This is a genomic window from Pseudomonas sp. RIT357, from assembly GCF_000632245.1.
In the GTDB taxonomy this organism is placed as follows: Bacteria; Pseudomonadota; Gammaproteobacteria; order Pseudomonadales; family Pseudomonadaceae; genus Aquipseudomonas; species Aquipseudomonas sivasensis.
The window spans coordinates 369,310-388,454 of the sequence record NZ_JFYX01000023.1; the positions used below are offsets into that span (position 1 = coordinate 369,310).

The window sequence follows — 19,145 nt, forward strand, 5'->3', positions numbered from 1 at the left end:
GGCCTCATCGGTATCTACACAACTTTCAGTGGTCTGTGCCCCAACACTTGGCACCTCGCTTAGGCTCGGTGTGCCCGAACGAAGGCTCTGGAGCCGACCGGAGTTGGGTCTGGTGTACTGGGTTAAAAATGTGGGAGGGGGCTTGCCCCCGATGAGGGAGTGTCAGTTGATGCATCTTTGGCTGACCCACTGCTATCGGGGGCAAGCCCCCTCCCACACTTGAATGTATTCACCAATAGAAATGTGTGAACCCAAACCACTGTGGGAGGGACGGTGCGACGATTCGACTTGCCCCCGATGGCGTCAGACCAGGCGCCGCTTACTTCGGCCCCATGATCTTCACCAACTTATCCGGCGACGGCGCACCCTGCTGTTGCTGCAGCCCACCCTTTTCATCCAGGTAGAAAATCGCCGGGGTGGCAGACAGTTCCAGTTCATCCATCAACTTCATATTGGCATCGAGCTTGGCTTCGATATCGGCCGGGATTTTCGGCAGTGCCTGCAATTTGCTGCTCTTGCCGGCGGCTTCGTGTTCTTCCAGGGCTTTTTGCGGGTCTTTGGCGGCGAACAGGGCGGCCGATTTCGCGGCGCTGTCTTCGCGGATGATGCCGACCATGATGTGGCGCAACTGCACCTTGCCGGCTTTGACCCACGGCCGGGCCTGTTCCCAGAACATGTTGCAGTACGGGCAATTGGGGTCGCTGAAGAGGTAGACGATACGCGGTGCGTTTTTGTCGCCGTCCTGGATCCAGCTGCTTTTTTCCATCTTGGCCCAGACTTCCTTGGCCATCGGCGCGTACACCAGTTTTTCCAGCGGCGCGGTGCTCAGGTCATCGCCCTGGGCGTCGTACAGGTTGCCGGCGATCACGTGTTTGCCGTCGGCGGTCAGGTACAGCGCCATGCCGCGATTCTGGTATTGCGCGGCATAGCCGGTGAGGCCGCTGGGGGCGTCGAACTTGCCGATGATCTTGGCGCCCTTGGCTTCGATCTGTTTGATCGGTGCCGGCCAGTCATCGGCGTGGGCCAGGTTGGCTGCCAGCGTCAGTGGTAAGAGGCTCAACAGGTGGCGGAGGCTTCGCATGTCGGTTTCCTTGTGGCAGCAGGGGCGGTGTCGAAGGGTTCCATGGCACGGGCCAGGCTGGCCTGGGACAACTCGCCCAAGTGGCTGTTGATGAGGCGTCCATCAGCTTGGTAGAACAAGGTGGTCGGCAGGGCCATGGAGCCCACGGCCTGGCCGAGGCGACCGCTGGCGTCAAACAGCACGTTGTCCAGGTTCAGGCCTTGAGTGGCCAGGTAGGTGCTGACGCTTTGCATGCTTTCGGCTTGGTTGACGAACAGGAAGGTCACGTCAGGGCGCATGCGCTGGGCGCTTTCCAGCACCGGCATTTCCCGGCGGCATGGCGGGCACCAGGTGGCCCACAGGTTGATGACCAGCGGTCCGCCCTGGTAGTCCGCCAGTTGCACCACTTCGCCACTGGCGTTGCGCAAGGTGATGTCTGGCAGGCGTGTGCCTTTTTCATACACGCTCAAGGACAGGCTGGTCATGCCCCAGAACAGCAGACCGGTGATGACCCCGGCGCTCAACGGCTTGCGCAGCGCCGGTCGCCGCCAGCCGTAGAGCACTGCGCCGATGAGCAGGGCGATGATGCCTGGCCAGGCGAGAAAGCCGCCGTCGCGCAGGTCGACCATCTGCAGCCAGTCGCTGCTGTAGTAACTCCAGTACATCAGCACAAAGCTGACGCGGGCCGCGAGCATGCCCAGCAGAAACAGGCTGAACAGCACTGACTCCGGGTTTTCACCACCACGCTTGGCCACGCGCCAGCCCACCAGGGTGGCGAGAATCAACGCGCTGATCAGCAGGATGTGATTCAGCGCGATGGCGAAGGTGCCGATGGTCAGGGTCAGCATCAGAGGGCGTCCCGGGTTTGCGTCCAGCGTTGCAGGAAGGCATCGGCATTCACTTCGCCGGTGATGCGTTGTGCGCGGCGCTCTTCACCGTCGGGGCCGATCCAGACAAAGCTCGGTGGCCCCGGCACCTTGTAGCGGCCCAGCAGTTCGCGGCTGGCGGCATTGTCGGCGGTGACGTCCAGGCGCAGCAGGCGCACGTCTTTCAGGGCGTCGAGAACTGCGGGTTTGCCGAACACCTGTTTTTCCATGATCTTGCACGACACGCACCAGTCGGCGTAGTAATCCACCAGCACCCATTGGCCCTGGGCCTTGGCGCTGTCGAGTTGGTTTTGCAGCACGGCGGGGTCATTGATGGTCATGAAGGCGTCATGGGCGGAGGGCGCCCCGGCGACCTTCGCGCCGCTGTACACCTTCAGCGGTTGCCACAGATCGTCGCTGCCACCGGCCGCACCCACCACCAGCACCGCGCCCCACAGGCCCAGCACCAGGGAGCCGGCGCCGAATACCTTGGCCGCCAGGCCGTACTCGCGGGCGAGGGTCCAACCGCAGTAGGCCATCACCAGGGCCAATGCACCCCACAGGCCGACCCACAGGCTTTCGCCAACTACCGGGCGAATCATTAGCACGGCGGTGCCCAGGAACAGGAAGCCGAAGATGCCCTTGAGCACGTTCATCCAAGTGCCCGGCTTGGGCAGGAAGCGGTTGCCGACGGTCACCAGCAGCAACAACGGGATGCCGATGCCGATGCCCATGGCGAACAGGATCAAACCACCGTGCAGGGCGTTGCCGCTTTGGGCGATATACAGCAGGGCGCCAGCCAGGGGCGCGGTCATGCACGGACCGACCAGCAGGCCGGACAGCGCGCCAAGCACACCGGCACCGATCAGGCTGCCACCGCTTTGCTGGCGGCTGACGTTGTCCAGTCGGTCGCGCAGGAAGGCGGGCAGTTGCAGTTCAAAGAAGCCGAACATCGGCAGGGCGAGCAGCACAAACAGAGCGGCGAAACTGCCCAATATCCACGGCGTTTGCAGCAGGGCGGCGAGGTTGGCGCCGAGCAACGCAGCCAGTACGCCCAGCGCGGCATACACCAGCGCCATGCACACTACGTAGCTGCTGGCCAAGGCAAAACCACGGCGAGGGCTGGCGCCGCTGCCCACCACCAGACCGGCGAGGATCGGCAGCATCGGCAACGAACACGGTGCAAACGCCAACAGCAGGCCCAGGCCGAAGAACACCAGCAGGCTCCAACCCAGGCTGCGCTGTTGCAGGCCGCTGGCCAGGCTCTGGTCCTGGGCTTGAGCGGTGGCCGCTACGGCAGGATTGCCACCCAGGTCCACGGTGATCGACTGCGGTGGGTAGCACAGGCCAGCATCGGCGCAGCCCTGCCAGCCCAGCTTGATCTGGCCGGTGGCGCCAGCAGGGAGCTTCACTTCCAGGCCCTGGCGGTACACTTCCTGCTCGCCGAAGAACTCATCGCTATGGGCTTCACCTTGCGGCAGTGCCGGCTGTGCGGTCAGGCCCTCGAACTTCATGCGCTGCTTGTACAGGTAATAACCGTCGGCAATCTGCCAATACAGCTGGGTCTCGCCACTTTCAAGACGTTCGGAGGTAAAGGTGAAAGCTTTGCCCACCGGGAGGAAATCGGGTTTGGTCTCAAACGGGTTGCCCGACGCGGCTTGGGCCAACCCGGCGAACAACACCAGCAGAAAGGTAAAAAGATGCCGCATGGTCAAGCCTTAGTCCGATACAAGTGAGGCACACAATGTGTGGCGTTGATTAACCGATGATTAACCGGCGCTATTCTAAAGTGTAGGGATTATCTGAGCTTGCCTCTTTTCACGGCATAATCTGCGCTTAATCCGCTGCACCTTTAATCTCTCCCATCTTTTATGAAGGGTTCACCATGCACGTACTGGTCTGTGAAGACGACGAACTGATCGCCAGCGGCATCGTGGCCGGCCTCACCGCCCAGGGTTTTACCGTCGAGCGCGTGGCTACGGCCGCGGCTGCTCGGGCGATGCTCAAAGCGGCGACTTTCGACATCATGGTGCTCGACCTCGGCCTGCCCGACGAAGACGGCCTCAAGCTGTTGCAGCAACTGCGCAGCCAGGGCCTGGAGATTCCGGTGCTGATCCTCACCGCGCGGGACTCGGTGACCAACCGCGTCGACGGCCTGCAAGCCGGCGCCGATGACTACCTGCTCAAACCCTTCGACTTGCGCGAATTAGCTGCCCGCCTGCAAACCCTGCTGCGCCGGATGGCAGGGCGCAGCGTCAACTTGATCGAACACGGCCGGTTGACCTATGACCCCAGCAGCCGTGAAACGCTGTTGGGTGGCCAGCCGGTGGATTTGTCCCGGCGTGAGCAGGCGCTGTTGCAGGCCCTGCTGCACAACAAGGGCCGTGTGCTGTCCAGTGAGCAGCTCAAGGACAGCGTCTACGGCTTTAACGATGAGCTGGAAAGCAACGCACTCAACGTGCATATCCACCACCTGCGGCGCAAATTGGGCAACGGCATTGTCGAGACCGTGCGTGGTCTGGGCTATCGCCTGGGCCCGGCGGATGATGGAGAGAACGTTTCGTGAAGAGCCTGCGCCTGCGCCTGACGTTCAAGCTCGGCGCCGCATTCGTGTTGATCTGGGCCCTGGCAGCGGCCTGGATGCTCAACGACCTGCGCAACCAGATGATGTTCTCTCTCGACCAGCGCCTGGTAGCGTCGGCGCGCATGGTGGCGGGGCTGACCGAGCAGATGCCGGGCCTGGCCAGTGTCAGCGGCGGCGCGCATTTCAGTGCCGAGCAACTGCATGTGCCGGGCGGCATGGCCTGCCAGGTCAGCTCCTTGCGCGGGGAAATCCTCGCGCGCAGCCACACCACGCCGGATCAGGGCCTGGAGTCCCAACGCAGCGGTTTTCGCGACCAGGAGATCGACGGCGTGGGCTGGCGCAGCTTTACCCTGTCCCGTGGCGATCTGCTGATCACCACCGCCGACCGCCAAGTGGAGCGCGAGGCGTTGAATATGTCGATCCTGCTGGCGGCATCGGTGCCGGTGGGCGTGGCCATGCTCGGTTGCCTGTGCCTGCTGTGGTTGGGCATCGGCCAGAGCCTGCTGCCGCTCAACCGTATGCGCGATGCGCTGATGCGGCGCAGTGCGGACTCTCTCGAACCCCTTCAGATCCACCCGCTGCCCAGCGAACTCAAACCGCTGCTCGACACCCAGAACCAACTGTTGCAGCGTATCGCCAAGACCATTGAGCGCGAACGTCGCCTCACTGGCGACGCGGCCCACGAACTGCGCAGCCCGCTGACGGCGATCAAGACCCACCTGCAAGTGGCGCGCATGACCGAAGGCGTGGCGCGCGACCAGTCCCTGGCCCATGCCGAGGAGGGCGCCGATCGCCTGCATCGCACCCTGGAACAATTGCTGTTGCTGGCGCGAGTGGAAGGCAGCCTGTCGTTTGACGATGGCGTGCAGTCCAGTGCCGAAGACGTCGCACGGCTGGCGATCCAGGATGCCAATGCTGGCGATAACTCACGCATCGACCTGATCCTGCCGGACAACCTTTCCAGCGCTCCGGTGGAAATGCCCGTTGGCCTGGCGGTTGCCGCCCTGCGCAACCTGCTGGACAACGCCTTGCGCCACACCCCGGCGGACACTCGCGTGGAACTCAGTCTGTTCACCCAGGCAGGCAACGTGGTGTTTCGCGTGCGTGACCACGGCAAGCAGATTTCCAGCGAAGACCTGCAGTACTTGACCCAACGCTTCTGGCGTAATGGCAACAGCGAAGGCTGCGGCCTGGGCTTGGCAATCGTGCAAGCGATTGTGCAGCGCTGTTCCTGCTCGTTGACGTTCGACAGCCAGGCGGATGGCCTGCGCGTCGAGCTGGGTATGCCGTTGCGGCGCTGATCTTTTTTCATCTGCCAAATAGTTACCGCCCTCTTGAAGTTCAGCGCTTCAGGATGGCGGTAATTTTTTTGCACTTGAACGGGCCGAAGGACTCGGCCTGTACTGAAAAGGACAGTTCTTATGTTAGTCATCGATACCACTTTTCCTGCCAAAGGCTTCAATGAACGCAACGGTGAAACCGTGCGGCAGTTGATCCTGCATTACACCGCAGCTCCCTTCACATCCTCCTTGCAGACGCTGACGCAGGAGGGGGTCAGCGCTCACTATCTTTTGCCCGACCCGGATGAGCCTGGTTACCGCGCTGCCGGGTATGACGAACTGCGCGCGTTTCGCCTGGTGGATGAAACCAAGTCTGCGTGGCATGCAGGTGCGAGCCAATGGGCAGGGTGGGACAACCTCAATAGCCGCTCCATTGGCATCGAGATCGTCAACCTGGCACGGGACGATGCGGGTGTCTTTACCTTTCCTGAGTACTCGCACGAACAGATTGAAGTGTTGAGTGCATTGGTGCGCGACATCCTCGGACGCTACCCGCAGATCGGCCCGACCGACATTCTCGGGCATTCGGACGTGGCCTATTGGCGCAAGAGTGATCCAGGGCCTCGACTGCCTTGGCGGTGCTTGTACGACGCCGGTGTAGGTGCCTGGTTCGATGAGGCGGCGCGGGCGATGTATCAACGCCGATTTTGTGTAGGGCTGCCGCCGGAAGTGGAAGTGGAGCGTGCGTTTCAGCGATATGGGTATAAACCGGCGCAGAATCGACAGGCGTTTGAGCAGCGCACGCGGGCGTTTCAGATGCACTTTCGGCCGGGGGATTATCGTGGCGTATTGGATGCCGAGACGTGCGCGATCCTGTATGCCTTGAATGAGAAATATCGAGGACTTTGACGCAAAGCACCGTTCAACGGCATCAGTTAACGATCACCAGCCCTAAATCCCTCAGCCGCTGATGCGTTTCCAGAACAGGAAATCCGTGCGCATGCCCTTGGGCCAGACGCCAACGGATTGGCAGTTTGGTCACCATCATCAGCGTATTGAGGGATAGAGAGATGTCTGTCGCTACCAGCCGTATCGAAAGCGCCCCAGTGCATGTCTGCCCGGCGCCTGTGGAAACGCTCTACCAGTTCGACGAAACACCGCTGCTGGCCCGTCAGCGCCAGCAGGAATCCAATGCGCGCAGTTATCCGCGGCGTATCCCTTTGGCGCTCAAACGCGCCAAGGGCATCTACGTGGAAGACGTGGAAGGCCGCCAGTTCATCGACTGCCTGGCCGGGGCCGGCACCCTGGCGCTGGGGCATAACCACCCGGTGGTGATCGAAGCTATCCAGCAAGTGCTGAGTGATGAGCTGCCGTTGCACACCCTCGACCTGACTACGCCGGTCAAGGATCAATTCGTGCAGGACTTGTTCGGTCTGTTGCCGGCCGAGTTGGCGCGGGAAGCCAAGATCCAGTTTTGCGGGCCCACTGGCACTGATGCGGTGGAAGCCGCGCTGAAACTGGTCCGTACCGCCACCGGGCGCTGCACCGTGCTGTCGTTCCAGGGCGGTTATCACGGCATGAGCCAAGGCGCTTTGAGCCTGATGGGCAGCCTGGGGCCGAAGAAGCCCTTGGGGGCGTTGCTTGGCAATGGCGTGCAGTTCCTGCCGTATCCCTACGATTACCGCTGCCCGTTTGGTCTGGGCGGTGCGGAAGGTGTGCGGGTCAACCTGCACTACCTGGAAAACCTGCTTAACGACCCGGAAGCTGGCGTGTTGCTGCCGGCGGCGGTGATTGTTGAAGTGGTGCAGGGTGAAGGCGGCGTAATCCCGGCCGACCTCGACTGGCTGCGCGGCCTGCGACGCATCACCGAGCAGGCGGGTGTGGCGTTGATTGTCGACGAAATCCAGAGCGGTTTTGGCCGCACCGGCAAGATGTTCGCCTTCGAACACGCGGGCATCATTCCGGATGTGGTGGTGATGTCCAAGGCCATCGGCGGCAGCTTGCCGTTGGCGGTGGTGGTGTACCGCGACTGGCTCGACACCTGGCTGCCGGGCGCCCATGCCGGCACGTTCCGTGGCAATCAAATGGCTATGGCGGCGGGTTCGGCGGTGATGCGCTACCTCAAGGAACACGACCTGCCCGGCCACGCAACAGTTATGGGCGAGCGCCTCGGCGAACACCTGCGCATCCTGCAACGCGACTTCCCGCAGTTGGGGGATATTCGCGGTCGCGGGCTGATGCTCGGTGTGGAACTGGTCGACCCGGACGGCACCCTCGATACCCAGGGCCACCCTCCGGTGCACCGCCAACTGGCGCCGCTGGTACAGCGCGAGTGCCTCAAGCGCGGGCTGATCCTGGAACTGGGTGGTCGCCATGGCAGCGTGGTGCGCTTCCTGCCGCCGCTGGTGATCACCGCCGCTGAAGTCGACCGTGTGGCCGAGATCTTCGGGCGTGCCCTGGCAGCCGCCGTGGACAGCCTCTAATTTTTCGACGGCTTGGTACGTTTCTACAGATATCAGTGCTGCGCGTGGTGCGCAGCCAGCTTTTTGCGATGGAGAACAGCAATGACCTCAGTATTTGACCGCGACGACATCCTGTTTCAGGTAGTGGTCAACCATGAAGAACAGTATTCCATCTGGCCAGACTACAAGGTCGTGCCGGAAGGCTGGCGCACCGTGGGCAAGAGCGGCATGAAGAAAGAGTGCCTGGCCTACATCGAAGAAACCTGGACTGATATGCGCCCGTTGAGCTTGCGCCAGAAGATGGATGGAGCAGCGCTCGTTTAAACATGGCGGTTTGTGTCTGGTAATCAGGCTCTATGGGGTGAGCGCGCTTATTGTGGCAAGCGGGCCTGGTGCGGTGAGCGGGCTTGCCCCGCGCTGGGCTGCAAAGCAGCCCCACTCCAGCCACTGAGTTGTATCAGATACACCGCATTCCACCCGTTCAGGACCGCTTCGCGCTCCAGCGCGCGGCAAGCCCGCTCACCACAACAAGCCGCTCGGCAAAGGTGGGCGCGACGACTTCAAGCGTCCTTCTCTTTCTCCAACCCACCCGAAGCTCCCGTCACCACCTGCACACTCAATCGAGGTGTTGCCAGATCCAACCCGGCCTCGTCCAGATGTCGTTTCAGCGACAGGTTGAACGCCCGTGACACTTCCCATTGCTTGATCGGCGCCGTCTTGAACCGGGCGCGCAGGATCGCGCTGCCTGACTCAAAGCTTTCCACCCCCTGGATCTCCAGCGGCGACCAGATATTGCGGCGCTGCAGCGGGTCATTGCGCATTTTCTGGCCGACATCACGGATCAGCTTGATCGCGTTATCAATGTCCATGTTGTACGGAATTGCCACCCGGAAGATCGCGTAGCCGAACTCTCGCGAGTAGTTCTTGATGCTCTTGATCTCGCTGAACGGAATGGTGTGCACAATCCCGTCGATGTCGCGCAGGCGCACGGTGCGGATGGTCAGGCCCTCGACGGTGCCGAGGTGGCCGCCTACATCCACGTAGTCATCAATCGCCAGGGAATCTTCGATGATGATGAACAGGCCGGTGATCAAGTCCGCCACCAGCGACTGCGCACCAAAACCGATGGCCAGGCCGATCACACCGGCACCCGCCAGCAGCGGTGTGACGTTCATGCCCATATTCGCCAGGGCGACGATGGCGGCAATGATGAAGATCGTCACGAACAGCACGTTGCGGATCAACGGCATCATGGTCTGCGCCCGCGCATTGGCCAGGCCTTTGCGCGAGCGGGTGAGGGCGTGGTGGATCGCTGTGTCGCTGAGGATCCAGATCAGCCAGGCGAACAGCAGCGTACCGGCCAGGCCGAACAGTTTGACCGCGATTTCATGCCCCTCGCCTTCGGCAAAGCCAATCAGCGACAGGCCCCAGACCCGCAGGCCCAGCTCGATAAACACCAGCCATACCGCCAGGTGGGCCAGGGTGTAGATGAAGCTTTTCAGGCGCTCGGAGTACAGCGCATGGCGCTTGTGCCCGCGTTGCGGCTTGAGAGCATGGCGGCGTACCAGACCGTTGATGACCATGCACAACACCAGCAACACCGTGCACAGCAGCGATTGGCGCAGGGCGGTGCTGGTGTCGCCGGCAGAGACGAACGTGGCAAACAGCGAAATGCCCACCAGCAGCAAGGCCGGGAGGTACCAGAACGAACCGATGATCGAGAGGGTGTCGCTGAGGGCGCGACGGGTGAGGCGGCGCGACAGCGGTTGGTTGCGTATCAGGTGGGCGATCGGGCGGCGAAACCGCAGGATAAACACGCCGGTGGACAACGCCGCCATCACATTGGCGACGGTTGCGGCGGTGTGAGACAGGTGTTGGCCGAGCGCGGTTACCAGGCGTGGGTCGCTCAGGGCTTCACCAAAAGCGGCAAAGCTGCCGATCCACCACAGCGGACGAAAGGCCTGGTGCCGCAGGATATACAGCGCACGATGGCGGTGCGGGCCGTCGAGCAAAGAGAACGCGATCACGCAGATGGCTGAGAAACAGGTACCGACCACCAGCGCGTAAGCCAACACCATCGCCAGGGATTTACCCAGGGAAGAGGGCAGTGCGTAGCTCATGTACACGGTGATCACCAGCGCGATCAGCCACGGCCCCAGTTTGCGCAGGGCAAAGCGCACCATGTCCCAAGTGCGCGGGTGTTGCGGCAGTTCTTCAGGCAGGCCGAACCGTTCGCGGACGCGGTGGCTGAGCCATATCAGCACGTAGGCCAGCAGGCTCCACACCGCGAGAATAAGCGCAAAGCCAAAAATGATTGGCAGCCATTCGTTGGCTGGCAGCATCAAGGCGTCGAGTTCGTCCTTGGCCTGGTCGATCTCATCGGACCAACGCCCCAGCGGGCTGTCGTTGCCGGAGAACTGTTGCTCCAGGGTCGACAGCGTGCTGCCGATCAGCCCAAGCACGCCCTGTTCGGCGGCCGGCTGGGCTTTTTGTGTGGCGGCGCGGAGTTTTTTCAGATCGCTCAGCAGTTGGGTGCGCTGCTGGTCGTTTTCCAGGGTCTTGATCACCTCGTCCAGCGATTGGCCGAGGGGCACTTCTGCCTGGGGCTGGGACTTGTTAGTGCTGCCGAGCAGTCCGGGCAAACCGACTGCTTGGGCAGAAGTCAGCGGCAGCAGGGTGAACAGGGCGATCAGCAGGTAGCAGGGCAGGGCAAACAGACGGGAAAGCACGAGGCGGTCAACCTTGGAAACGACGGGTTGAGCGAGTGTACGAGTGCACGCGTCATTCGGCCAGTTTGGCGAGGATCTTGTACACCACGGTGCCCAGGATCAGCAGCATACCGATCCACATGCCGAACACGCCGAGGGGCTTGTCGCGAAAGTTGAAGCCGACCGCGAGCATGATCATGCCGATCAGAATAGGGATAAGCATGGCGTGGAAGGAGGACATGGAGATCATGGTGCGACGGCCTTGTCGGAGTGGGAATACTGACAAGTCTAGGTCGGATTGCTGGAAGTGCAGGTGATATAGGTCAGGTGTACGTAAACCAAATGTGGGAGGGGGCTTGCCCTCGATAGCGGTCTGTCAGTCAGCTTGTTTTTAGCTGACCCACCGCATCGGGGGCAAGCCCCCTCCCACATTTCTGGCTGTATTCAGCCTTTGGATCAAGGCAGGTCGCGACTGGCGTAGAACGCGCCCAACACCTTCACCAGATGCGCCAGGTCATGGCTGCCGCACAGTTCACGAATGGAGTGCATGGCAAACGTCGGCAGGCCGATGTCCACGGTACGCACGCCCAGGTGGCTGGCGGTGATCGGGCCGATGGTCGAGCCGCAGCCCATGTCGCTGCGCACCACAAAGCTCTGTACCGGCACTTCTTCGGCCATGCACAGGTGGCGGAAGAACCCGGCGGTTTCGCTGTTGGTCGCGTAGCGCTGGTTGCTGTTGACCTTGATTACCGGGCCGGCATTGAGCTTGGGGCCGTGGTTGGCGTCGTGCTTGTCGGCGTAGTTCGGGTGCACACCGTGGGCATTGTCCGCCGATACCAACAGGGATTTCTGAATGGTACGTACGAATTCATCACCTTCCGGTAACAGGCGTCGCAGGGTCTGTTCCAGCATTGGGCCATCGGCACCGCAGGCCGAGCAGGAACCGACTTCTTCGTGGTCGTTGCACACCAGTACGCAGGTTTCGTCGGTCTCGCTGGTGAGCAGGGCTTGCAGGCCGGCGTAGCACGACAATAGGTTGTCGAGGCGCGCGCCGGCGATGAAGTCGCCATTGAGGCCAATTACAGCTGCACTCTGGGTGTCGTAGAAGCTCAGCTCGTAATCGAGCACCACATCAGCGTTCAACCCGTGCTCGCGCGCCAGTTGCTCGGTGAGCACGGCTCGGAAGTCCACGCGCTCGTCACCGGCAAACTGCGCGAGGATCGGTGGCAGTTCGGTCTGGGCGTTGATTGCCCAGCCCTGGTTGGCTTCGCGGTTCAGGTGAATGGCCAGGTTCGGGATGATGGCGATGGGCAGCTTGAAGTCGATCAGTTGGCTTTCGACTTTGCCGTCGCGGCGGAACGTCACGCGGCCTGCCAGGGACAAGTCGCGGTCAAACCACGGCGCCAGCAAGGCGCCGCCGTAGACTTCCACGCCCAACTGCCAGAAGCCCTGGCGTTGCAGCTCGGGCTGGGGCTTGACCCGCAGGCACGGGCTGTCGGTATGGGCGCCAACCAGGCGAATCCCGCCCTGCAGCGGCGAGTGACGGCCGAGCTTGAAGGCGATGATCGAGGAGTCGTTGCGGGTCACGTAGTAGCGACCGTTGGCTTCGGTGGCCCAGGTTTCGCGCTCGTCGAGACGCTGGTAACCGGCCGCTTCCAGGCGCTGGGCCAGGGCGGCAGTGGCATGAAAAGGAGTAGGGGAGGCCTTGAGGAAGTCGATCAGGCCTTGATTCAACGCTTCGCGCATAAATAGCTCCAGACAGCAATGCGCGGAGTTTACCGTTCGGTGACGGGAAGTGCACAGTACAAATGTGGGAGGGGGCTTGCCCCCGATTGCAGTGGGTCAGTCAACAATACAGTGACTGATTCTCCGCCATCGGGGGCAAGCCCCCTCCCACATTTGTTCTGTGTTCACAGCTTTAGAAGGGCGCTGGGCACTCGAAGCGCAAACGCTCGCCACTCTGCGGATGAGTAAAGCTCAGCATGCTTGCGTGCAAGCACAGGCGCGGCCACGCAGCCAGGGCTTGCTCATGGGCATACAGGCCGTCGCCGAGCAATGGATGACCGATCGACAGCATGTGCACGCGCAACTGGTGTGAGCGCCCGGTGATCGGCGTCAGCTCCACACGGCACCAGTCGCCGCAACGTTCCAGCACCTTCCAGAAGGTCATCGCGTGTTTGCCGAACTCGTGATCCACCACATGCCGTGGTTTGGTAGGCGGGTCGTAGCGCAAGGGCAGATCAATGCTGCCGCTGTCGAGTTCCGGCTGGCCCCAGGCCAATGCGGTGTAGGCCTTCTCGGTTTCACGGTCGTGAAACTGGCGGGACAGTTCGCGATGGGTATCGGCATCCCGGGCGAGCAGGATGATCCCCGAGGTTTCCCAGTCCAGGCGATGGACAATGCGGGCTTCGGGGTAGCCGTTTTCCTGCAGGCGGGTGATCAGGCAGTCCTTGTTGTCGTCGGCGCGGCCAGGCACCGAGAGCAGCAGGGTCGGCTTGTTCACCACCAGGACAGCGTCGTCCTGATGCAGGATATGGATATTGGACAGCGGCATTAAACAGCCTCGTAACAAACGCCAACGGCGGCTCGCCCACCCGGTTCCCACTATGGGATCAAGGTGTGCGAGCCGCCGTGGCGGCCGCCTGTTCGATCAACGATCAGGCAGGGTGATATTGAGTTCCAGAATCGAGCAGCTGCCGTCATTTTCCAGAGCGACATGCACGTCATCGTTGCCGATGTTGACGTACTTGCGGATCACCTCGACCAGTTCCTTCTGCAAGGCTGGCAGGTAGTCCGGGGTGCTGCGTTGGCCGCGTTCGTGCGCCACGATGATCTGTAGACGCTCTTTCGCGACCGACGCGGTGCTTGGCTTTTTGTTGGCGCGAAAGAAGTCGAGAAATTTCATTGTTTAGTTGCCTCCAAAGATACGCTCGAAGAATCCCTTCTTCTTAACATCGAGGAAGCGATGTTCCACGGTCTTGCCCAGCAAGCGATCAACCGCATCGCTGTACGCCTGGCCGGCGTCGCTCTGGTCGTCAAGAATAACCGGGACACCCTGGTTGGAAGCCTTCAGGACGGCCTGGGATTCCGGGATCACGCCCAGCAGGGTCACCGCGAGGATGTCCTTGACGTCCTCAACACCGAGCATTTCGCCGTTGCTGACGCGCTCAGGGTTGTAGCGGGTGAGCAGCAGGTGCTCCTTGATCGGGTCTTCACCTTTCTCTGCGCGCTGGGACTTGCTGGCCAGCAGGCCGAGCATGCGGTCCGAGTCACGTACGGAGGACACTTCCGGGTTGGTTACCACGATGGCTTCATCGGCGAAGTACATCGCCAAATGAGCACCGGTTTCGATGCCGGCCGGGGAGTCGCAGACGACGTATTCGAAGGTTTCCTTCAGTTCAGCGAGGACTTTGCCTACGCCTTCTTTGGTCAACGCATCTTTGTCACGGGTCTGGCTGGCGGCCAGTACGTACAGGTTCTCAAGGCGCTTGTCCTTGATCAGGGCCTGTTGCAGGTTGGCTTCGCCGTTCACCACGTTGACGAAGTCGTACACCACACGGCGTTCGCAGCCCATGATCAGGTCGAGGTTACGCAAACCGACGTCGAAGTCGACGATGACTGTCTTGTGGCCGCGCAGAGCGAGGCCGGTACCGATAGCGGCGCTGGTGGTGGTCTTACCCACACCACCCTTGCCGGATGTAACCACGAGAATCTTGGCCAAGGTGTTTCACCCCTAAGGAAAAAGGACTTTTCAGTCCCTGAAAAACATCTCTTGGAACTCGCTGCAGGCGGACGGTCTTTGTAGGAAAAAGACGGGTTAGCGTAGGAAAAACGCCAACCTTCAGATGTTCCTACACAAGTATTGCCGGTTTCGCTGTGCTATCAGAGTCTAGAGATGCTTGGAAAATGCGGCAGTATCCGTTAAAGACGGATGATGTTCAACACATCGCCCGACAGGCTGACCTGCACCCCGGCCCCCCACAGCGGATCACGGCGCAAATCTTCGGAAACCTTGTACTGGCCTGCGATGGACACTAGCTCAGCGGTCAACTGCTGGCAAAAAATACGGGCCTTGGTATCACCCTTGATGCCGGCGAGGGCACGTCCGCGCATCGGGCCGTATACATGGATGTTGCCATCGGCGAGAAGTTCCGCGCCGGGACTGACCGAGGAGATGACAACCAAGTCGCCGCCCTGGGCGTAAATTTGCTGCCCACCGCGTACGGGAGAGGTGATGATCTTTGTAGGCTTTATCGTCGGCTCTGGTGGTTTTTCCGGTTTTTTCTTCTCTTCACCGACCAATGGTTCGAGCGGACGCTCGCGTGCGCCGGACGGTGGCAATACTGGCAGTTCAATGGCGATGGCCGCGGCAATGTCTTCGATACGGCTGGCACGAATGGCGAGAGTGCGCAGGCCATGGGAGCGGCACACGCGCATCAGGCCGGGCAGATCAACAGCGCCCTGGCCGGCAGGCAGTTTGTCCAGGGCCAGCACCAGCGGGGCGTTGTTAAAGAAGTTTGGCGCCAGGGCGACCTTGGCGGCGAGCTGGCGGTCCAGGGCGTCGAGGTCGTTACGGGCGAGTTCCAGCACGGTGATGGCGAGCATGCTGCCTTTCAGCTGGAACACGGGATCTTGGTCTAGCGGTTCGGTTTGGCTCATGGTCGGCATAAAGCGGCTTGTCACGAAAAGTGTCGAGACTTATAACGAGAACATCCACTGGCCGCAAGCCGGGTCGAACCGTTGTAGAATGCGCGGCCCTGTCTTTACCGGAATCTGTAATGGATCGCCCGCGTTTTCGAGCTGCATTTTTTCACCCGCGTTTCTGGCTGCTATGGCTTGGGCTCGGCCTGCTGTGGCTGGTCACCCAATTGCCATACCGCGCGCTGCTGGCCATTGGTCGGTTACTGGGCGCGGGTATGTACCGTGTGGCCAGCGAGCGTCGCCGCATCGCCGCGCGTAACCTGGAACTGTGCTTCCCGGAAAAAACCGCTAAAGAGCGTAAGCAGTTGCTCAAGGAAAACTTTGCCTCCACGGGCATCGCCTTCTTTGAAATGGCCATGAGTTGGTGGTGGTCGCGCCAGCGCCTGTCGCGTCTGGCCCATGTCGAAGGCCTGGAGCATCTCAAGCAGGCCCAACTCGATGGCAAGGGCGTGATCCTCATGGCCCTGCATTTCACCACCCTGGAAATCGGCGCGGCGCTGTTGGGCCAAAAGCACACCATTGATGGGATGTACCGCGAGCACGGCAATCCGTTGTTCGACTTTATCCAGCGCCGTGGCCGCGAGCGCCACAACCTTGATTCCCTGGCCATCGAGCGCGAAGACGTACGCGGCATGCTTAAGCTGCTGCGCGCTGGCCGCGCCATCTGGTACGCACCGGACCAGGACTATGGCGCCAAGCAAAGTATTTTCGTACCGCTGTTCGGCATCCAGGCCGCCACCGTCACCGCCACCAGCAAGTTTGCCCGCCTGGGCAAGGCGCTGGTGGTGCCGTTCACCCAGGAGCGCCTGGCCGACGGCAGTGGTTACCGCCTGGTGATCCATCCGCCGTTGACCGACTTTCCCGGCGAAAGCGATGAGGTGGACTGCCTGCGCATCAACCAGTGGGTCGAAACCTCTGTACGCGAATGCCCCGAGCAATACCTGTGGACCCACCGCCGCTTCAAGAGCCGGCCACCGGGCGAACCCAAGTTGTACGAAAAAAGCCGCCGATAAGGCGAGATTTTCCCCACACGGAGTGATGCGATGCGCCCAGCTGAACCGGTAACAGGCTTGATTCTTTCCGGCGGCGGGGCGCGAGCGGCGTATCAGGTGGGTGTTTTGGCGGCGATTGCCGAGCTGTTGCCACCAGGGGCGCCCAACCCGTTTCCGGTGATCGTCGGCACCTCGGCCGGGGCGATCAATGCGGTGACACTGGCCAGTGGCGCGATGGATTTCACGGCGGCGATCCAGCGTCTTACTGCCTTTTGGCAGGGCTTTCGCAGCCATCTGGTGTTGCGCAGTGATTGGCCGGGGGTTATTCGCCAGGCGAGTCGTTTCCTCATCCACAGCCTGTTGGGCCTGGGCGCGCAAGTGCCGGTAGCGTTGCTTAATAGCTCTCCGCTGCGGGACTTGTTGCAAGAGCGCCTGAACCTGGGCGGCATCGACGAAGCCATCCGAAACAAGCATTTGCACGCGGTGGCGGTCACCGCGTTCGGCTATGAATCCGGGCAGGCGGTGACCTTCTATCAAGGTGGCGGCACCATTGATGCTTGGTTGCGCCATCGGCGTATCGGCGTCCCGACGCAACTGACGGTTGAGCACCTGCTGGCCAGTTCAGCGATCCCTTTGCTGTTTGCCCCGGTGAAACTCGACCAGGAATATTTCGGTGACGGTGCGGTGCGCCAATCAGCCCCGATCAGCCCGGCGCTGCACCTGGGGGCGACCCGCGTGCTGGTGGTGGGCGTCAGCGGCAACCCGCGGGGCAACGAGCCGTCGGTGCAGCGCACCTACACCGGTCAGGAACCGACCCTGGCCCAGATCGGTGGGCATATGCTCAACAGCACGTTCATCGACAGCCTGGAAAGTGATATCGAATTGCTGGAGCGTCTGAACCAGTTCAGCCATCACCAGCCAGCCGACAGCGCGGCCCGAGGCCTGGCACCGGTGGAAGTGCTGGTGATTGCGCCAAGCCAGCCGATCGATGAAATCGCGGCAAGGCATCGGCAGGAATTGCCGGCGGCGTTGCGGTTGTTCTTGCGTGGGCCGGGGGCGACCAAAACGAGCGGGGCGGGGGTGCTGAGTTACTTGCTGTTCGAGGCGGGGTATTGCAGCGAGTTGATTGAGTTGGGCAGAAAAGATGCGCTGGCCAAGCGTGAGGAGATCATGCGGTTCCTGGGCCTGCCGCCTATCTGAATGTGGGAGGGGGCTTGCTCCCGATAGCAGTGTGTCAGTCAACAAATAGAGTGGCTGACACTTCGCTATCGGGAGCAAGCCCCCTCCCACATTTGTATTGCATTGGCTTTTAGAAGTGATACTTGACCAGGAAGCTCGCCGTGTCCTGGGTGGTCTTGAATGCACCCGAATCTTCGATCCCGTACTTGTTCTTCCAGTAGTCGTACTCAAAACCCACATACAACTGCTTATCGCCCCAATGCAGCGCTTTACCCAGGTCGTATTTAACCTGCGGGTTGAAGTGCAGGTTGGCGTGGTAAGTGCCACGGGCGTTTTTGTCGTTATCCACCACCCAATCCATAAAGCCGTCGATCAGGATGTCGGAGCTGCCGACGGGAATGGTGTAGGCCCACACCGGAGTGATCTGCCAAACGCCATCACCCGCGCGATTGCCTTCGGTCTGGCGTTGATAGAAGTTCAGTTGGAAGTAGTCGAAACCAGGGATGTTCAAGTCGAACGCCGGGCCGAGCAGGTACGACTCGTTATCGCCTTCGCCGAACTCGTAAGTGAAGGCCAGCAGCACATCCTTGATCGGTCCGAAGGACAGGTCTTTGTCGAGGATTTTACCGAATGACAACCGTGGGCTGATCTCGCCGTAGTAGGTGCTTGGGCCGACGTTGCCGTCTTCCTTGCCGTTGTAGAAGATGCGGTCGACGAACACAAAGTTGTCGCCGTACTTCCACGCGTCGGCGTGTTCGAAGGTGACGGTTTGCTGGATCTGCGGGTTGACGGTAAAGCTCTTGCCCCACAGGTACGTCAGGCTGTTGTTCTGCCACTGCAACAAGTCACCGGCCACGGCCTGACCACCCGCAAGCAGGGATCCTGCCAGCATCAGGCCTTTGAACATAGGTTTCATTCGGTTGCTCCCGAGTTAAGGTTTTGTGGTTTTTCTTCTACGCAGGCGCTCTGGTGTGGCGCCTTTTGGTTCGCTGCAAAAATCGTCTGTTTGGTCAGCTTTAGTGCTTTTAGCAAGAGCTGCGCCAAGGTGTTTGAAACGCCAAAAAATCCCCGTCGGCTGCAATAAATGCAGTCGAATACAGAGGCGTTTGGCGCACCGTGGCAGCAGACATTAGGCCGGGATAAGTTGGCCTTGCAGTCAGCTTTTACATTCGCTGTTTTTTTTTGAGTCGATTCGAGCGGGCGCGGAGAATACTGGCTCCCAAGCCTTGGCTCAAGTGCGCTCTTACAGAGCGTGTCGGGCATAAATGGGGCACGGCTGATGGCCGCCCCCAGGTGGAGGGTGTGCATGGTGG

19 protein-coding genes are annotated in these 19,145 nt (G+C 61.1%); 7 read left to right on the forward strand and 12 right to left on the reverse strand.

Annotated elements, in window-relative coordinates:
* Nucleotides 1-319: 319 nt before the first annotated feature.
* Genes dsbG through dsbD form a run of 3 tightly spaced genes read right to left on the reverse strand, consistent with a single transcriptional unit; the run spans nucleotide 320 to nucleotide 3,635 of the window.
* Complete coding sequence (gene dsbG, locus BW43_RS10955) at nucleotides 320-1,081, reverse strand: thiol:disulfide interchange protein DsbG (RefSeq protein WP_032887970.1); 762 nt, start codon at nucleotides 1,079-1,081, stop codon at nucleotides 320-322.
* Nucleotides 1,057-1,908: a TlpA disulfide reductase family protein gene (locus BW43_RS10950; RefSeq protein ID WP_032887972.1), complete on the reverse strand. Its 852-nt coding sequence runs from the start codon at nucleotides 1,906-1,908 to the stop codon at nucleotides 1,057-1,059. Before BW43_RS10950 ends, dsbG begins: the two co-directional genes overlap by 25 nt.
* Nucleotides 1,908-3,635 carry a protein-disulfide reductase DsbD gene (dsbD, locus tag BW43_RS10945; protein ID WP_032887973.1) on the reverse strand — a complete coding sequence of 576 codons (1,728 nt, stop codon included), beginning with the start codon at nucleotides 3,633-3,635 and terminating at the stop codon, nucleotides 1,908-1,910. The genes BW43_RS10950 and dsbD overlap by 1 nt, the downstream gene beginning before the upstream one ends.
* A 176-nt stretch (nucleotides 3,636-3,811) precedes the next feature.
* On the opposite strand from dsbD, the gene BW43_RS10940 reads away from it, so the two are divergent.
* From BW43_RS10940 to BW43_RS10920, 5 genes are all read left to right on the forward strand, one after another.
* Nucleotides 3,812-4,492: a response regulator gene (locus BW43_RS10940; RefSeq protein ID WP_032887975.1), complete on the forward strand. Its 681-nt coding sequence runs from the start codon at nucleotides 3,812-3,814 to the stop codon at nucleotides 4,490-4,492.
* Nucleotides 4,489-5,811 carry an ATP-binding protein gene (locus BW43_RS10935; protein ID WP_032887977.1) on the forward strand — a complete coding sequence of 441 codons (1,323 nt, stop codon included), beginning with the start codon at nucleotides 4,489-4,491 and terminating at the stop codon, nucleotides 5,809-5,811. The genes BW43_RS10940 and BW43_RS10935 overlap by 4 nt, the downstream gene beginning before the upstream one ends.
* A 120-nt stretch (nucleotides 5,812-5,931) precedes the next feature.
* Nucleotides 5,932-6,699: an N-acetylmuramoyl-L-alanine amidase gene (locus BW43_RS10930; RefSeq protein WP_032887979.1), complete on the forward strand. Its 768-nt coding sequence runs from the start codon at nucleotides 5,932-5,934 to the stop codon at nucleotides 6,697-6,699.
* 161 nt (nucleotides 6,700-6,860) lie between these two features.
* A complete protein-coding gene (locus BW43_RS10925) occupies nucleotides 6,861-8,273 on the forward strand; it encodes an aspartate aminotransferase family protein (protein WP_032887981.1) in 1,413 nt (470 codons plus the stop codon).
* Between the two features lie 81 nt (nucleotides 8,274-8,354).
* Nucleotides 8,355-8,576, forward strand: coding sequence for an MbtH family protein (locus tag BW43_RS10920; RefSeq protein ID WP_032887983.1), 222 nt, complete (start codon nucleotides 8,355-8,357; stop codon nucleotides 8,574-8,576).
* A gap of 236 nt (nucleotides 8,577-8,812) precedes the next feature.
* Here the strand turns inward: BW43_RS10920 and BW43_RS10915 are convergent, their stop codons facing one another.
* From BW43_RS10915 to minC, 7 genes are all read right to left on the reverse strand, one after another.
* Entirely contained in the window at nucleotides 8,813-10,981 is a 2,169-nt protein-coding gene (locus BW43_RS10915; RefSeq protein ID WP_032887985.1) for a mechanosensitive ion channel family protein, read from the reverse strand.
* A 52-nt stretch (nucleotides 10,982-11,033) separates the two neighbouring features.
* Nucleotides 11,034-11,210 carry a hypothetical protein gene (locus BW43_RS28990; RefSeq protein WP_010208820.1) on the reverse strand — a complete coding sequence of 59 codons (177 nt, stop codon included), beginning with the start codon at nucleotides 11,208-11,210 and terminating at the stop codon, nucleotides 11,034-11,036.
* A 206-nt stretch (nucleotides 11,211-11,416) separates the two neighbouring features.
* Nucleotides 11,417-12,706: a M18 family aminopeptidase gene (locus BW43_RS10910; RefSeq protein WP_032887987.1), complete on the reverse strand. Its 1,290-nt coding sequence runs from the start codon at nucleotides 12,704-12,706 to the stop codon at nucleotides 11,417-11,419.
* Nucleotides 12,707-12,878: 172 nt separating this feature from the next.
* Nucleotides 12,879-13,514 (reverse strand): RluA family pseudouridine synthase, encoded by a 636-nt coding sequence (locus BW43_RS10905; RefSeq protein WP_032887988.1) that lies wholly within the window; start codon nucleotides 13,512-13,514, stop codon nucleotides 12,879-12,881.
* 96 nt (nucleotides 13,515-13,610) lie between these two features.
* Complete coding sequence (gene minE, locus BW43_RS10900) at nucleotides 13,611-13,865, reverse strand: cell division topological specificity factor MinE (protein ID WP_003175252.1); 255 nt, start codon at nucleotides 13,863-13,865, stop codon at nucleotides 13,611-13,613.
* Between the two features lie 3 nt (nucleotides 13,866-13,868).
* A complete protein-coding gene (gene minD / locus BW43_RS10895) occupies nucleotides 13,869-14,681 on the reverse strand; it encodes a septum site-determining protein MinD (RefSeq protein WP_017737535.1) in 813 nt (270 codons plus the stop codon).
* Between the two features lie 200 nt (nucleotides 14,682-14,881).
* Nucleotides 14,882-15,619 (reverse strand): septum site-determining protein MinC, encoded by a 738-nt coding sequence (minC, locus tag BW43_RS10890; RefSeq protein ID WP_032888096.1) that lies wholly within the window; start codon nucleotides 15,617-15,619, stop codon nucleotides 14,882-14,884.
* A gap of 119 nt (nucleotides 15,620-15,738) precedes the next feature.
* Here minC and BW43_RS10885 point away from each other — a divergent pair, with 119 nt between their 5' ends.
* Together BW43_RS10885 and BW43_RS10880 are read left to right on the forward strand one after the other, a co-directional pair.
* Nucleotides 15,739-16,674, forward strand: coding sequence for a lipid A biosynthesis lauroyl acyltransferase (locus tag BW43_RS10885; RefSeq protein ID WP_032887990.1), 936 nt, complete (start codon nucleotides 15,739-15,741; stop codon nucleotides 16,672-16,674).
* A gap of 30 nt (nucleotides 16,675-16,704) precedes the next feature.
* On the forward strand, nucleotides 16,705-17,853 hold the full coding sequence (locus tag BW43_RS10880; protein WP_032887992.1) for a patatin-like phospholipase family protein: 1,149 nt from the start codon (nucleotides 16,705-16,707) through the stop codon (nucleotides 17,851-17,853).
* Between the two features lie 109 nt (nucleotides 17,854-17,962).
* On the opposite strand, the gene BW43_RS10875 is transcribed toward BW43_RS10880, so the two are convergent.
* Together BW43_RS10875 and BW43_RS10870 are read right to left on the reverse strand one after the other, a co-directional pair.
* On the reverse strand, nucleotides 17,963-18,748 hold the full coding sequence (locus BW43_RS10875; RefSeq protein ID WP_032887994.1) for an outer membrane protein OmpK: 786 nt from the start codon (nucleotides 18,746-18,748) through the stop codon (nucleotides 17,963-17,965).
* Nucleotides 18,745-19,140, reverse strand: a complete 396-nt coding sequence (locus BW43_RS10870; RefSeq protein WP_032887996.1) for a hypothetical protein — start codon at nucleotides 19,138-19,140, stop codon at nucleotides 18,745-18,747. The genes BW43_RS10875 and BW43_RS10870 overlap by 4 nt, the downstream gene beginning before the upstream one ends.
* Between the last annotated feature and the right edge of the window lie 5 nt (nucleotides 19,141-19,145).

Bases quoted from the DNA above. Each gene is read 5' to 3' on its own strand.
- dsbG (WP_032887970.1), bottom strand. From the start codon at position 1,081: ATGCGAAGCCTCCGCCACCTGTTGAGCCTCTTACCACTGACGCTGGCA.
- BW43_RS10950 (WP_032887972.1), bottom strand. From the start codon at position 1,908: ATGCTGACCCTGACCATCGGCACCTTCGCCATCGCGCTGAATCACATC.
- dsbD (WP_032887973.1), bottom strand. From the start codon at position 3,635: ATGCGGCATCTTTTTACCTTTCTGCTGGTGTTGTTCGCCGGGTTGGCC.
- BW43_RS10940 (WP_032887975.1), top strand. From the start codon at position 3,812: ATGCACGTACTGGTCTGTGAAGACGACGAACTGATCGCCAGCGGCATC.
- BW43_RS10930 (WP_032887979.1), top strand. From the start codon at position 5,932: ATGTTAGTCATCGATACCACTTTTCCTGCCAAAGGCTTCAATGAACGC.
- BW43_RS10925 (WP_032887981.1), top strand. From the start codon at position 6,861: ATGTCTGTCGCTACCAGCCGTATCGAAAGCGCCCCAGTGCATGTCTGC.
- BW43_RS10920 (WP_032887983.1), top strand. From the start codon at position 8,355: ATGACCTCAGTATTTGACCGCGACGACATCCTGTTTCAGGTAGTGGTC.
- BW43_RS28990 (WP_010208820.1), bottom strand. From the start codon at position 11,210: ATGATCTCCATGTCCTCCTTCCACGCCATGCTTATCCCTATTCTGATC.
- BW43_RS10910 (WP_032887987.1), bottom strand. From the start codon at position 12,706: ATGCGCGAAGCGTTGAATCAAGGCCTGATCGACTTCCTCAAGGCCTCC.
- BW43_RS10905 (WP_032887988.1), bottom strand. From the start codon at position 13,514: ATGCCGCTGTCCAATATCCATATCCTGCATCAGGACGACGCTGTCCTG.
- minE (WP_003175252.1), bottom strand. From the start codon at position 13,865: ATGAAATTTCTCGACTTCTTTCGCGCCAACAAAAAGCCAAGCACCGCG.
- minC (WP_032888096.1), bottom strand. From the start codon at position 15,619: ATGAGCCAAACCGAACCGCTAGACCAAGATCCCGTGTTCCAGCTGAAA.
- BW43_RS10885 (WP_032887990.1), top strand. From the start codon at position 15,739: ATGGATCGCCCGCGTTTTCGAGCTGCATTTTTTCACCCGCGTTTCTGG.
- BW43_RS10880 (WP_032887992.1), top strand. From the start codon at position 16,705: ATGCGCCCAGCTGAACCGGTAACAGGCTTGATTCTTTCCGGCGGCGGG.
- BW43_RS10875 (WP_032887994.1), bottom strand. From the start codon at position 18,748: ATGAAACCTATGTTCAAAGGCCTGATGCTGGCAGGATCCCTGCTTGCG.
- BW43_RS10870 (WP_032887996.1), bottom strand. From the start codon at position 19,140: ATGCACACCCTCCACCTGGGGGCGGCCATCAGCCGTGCCCCATTTATG.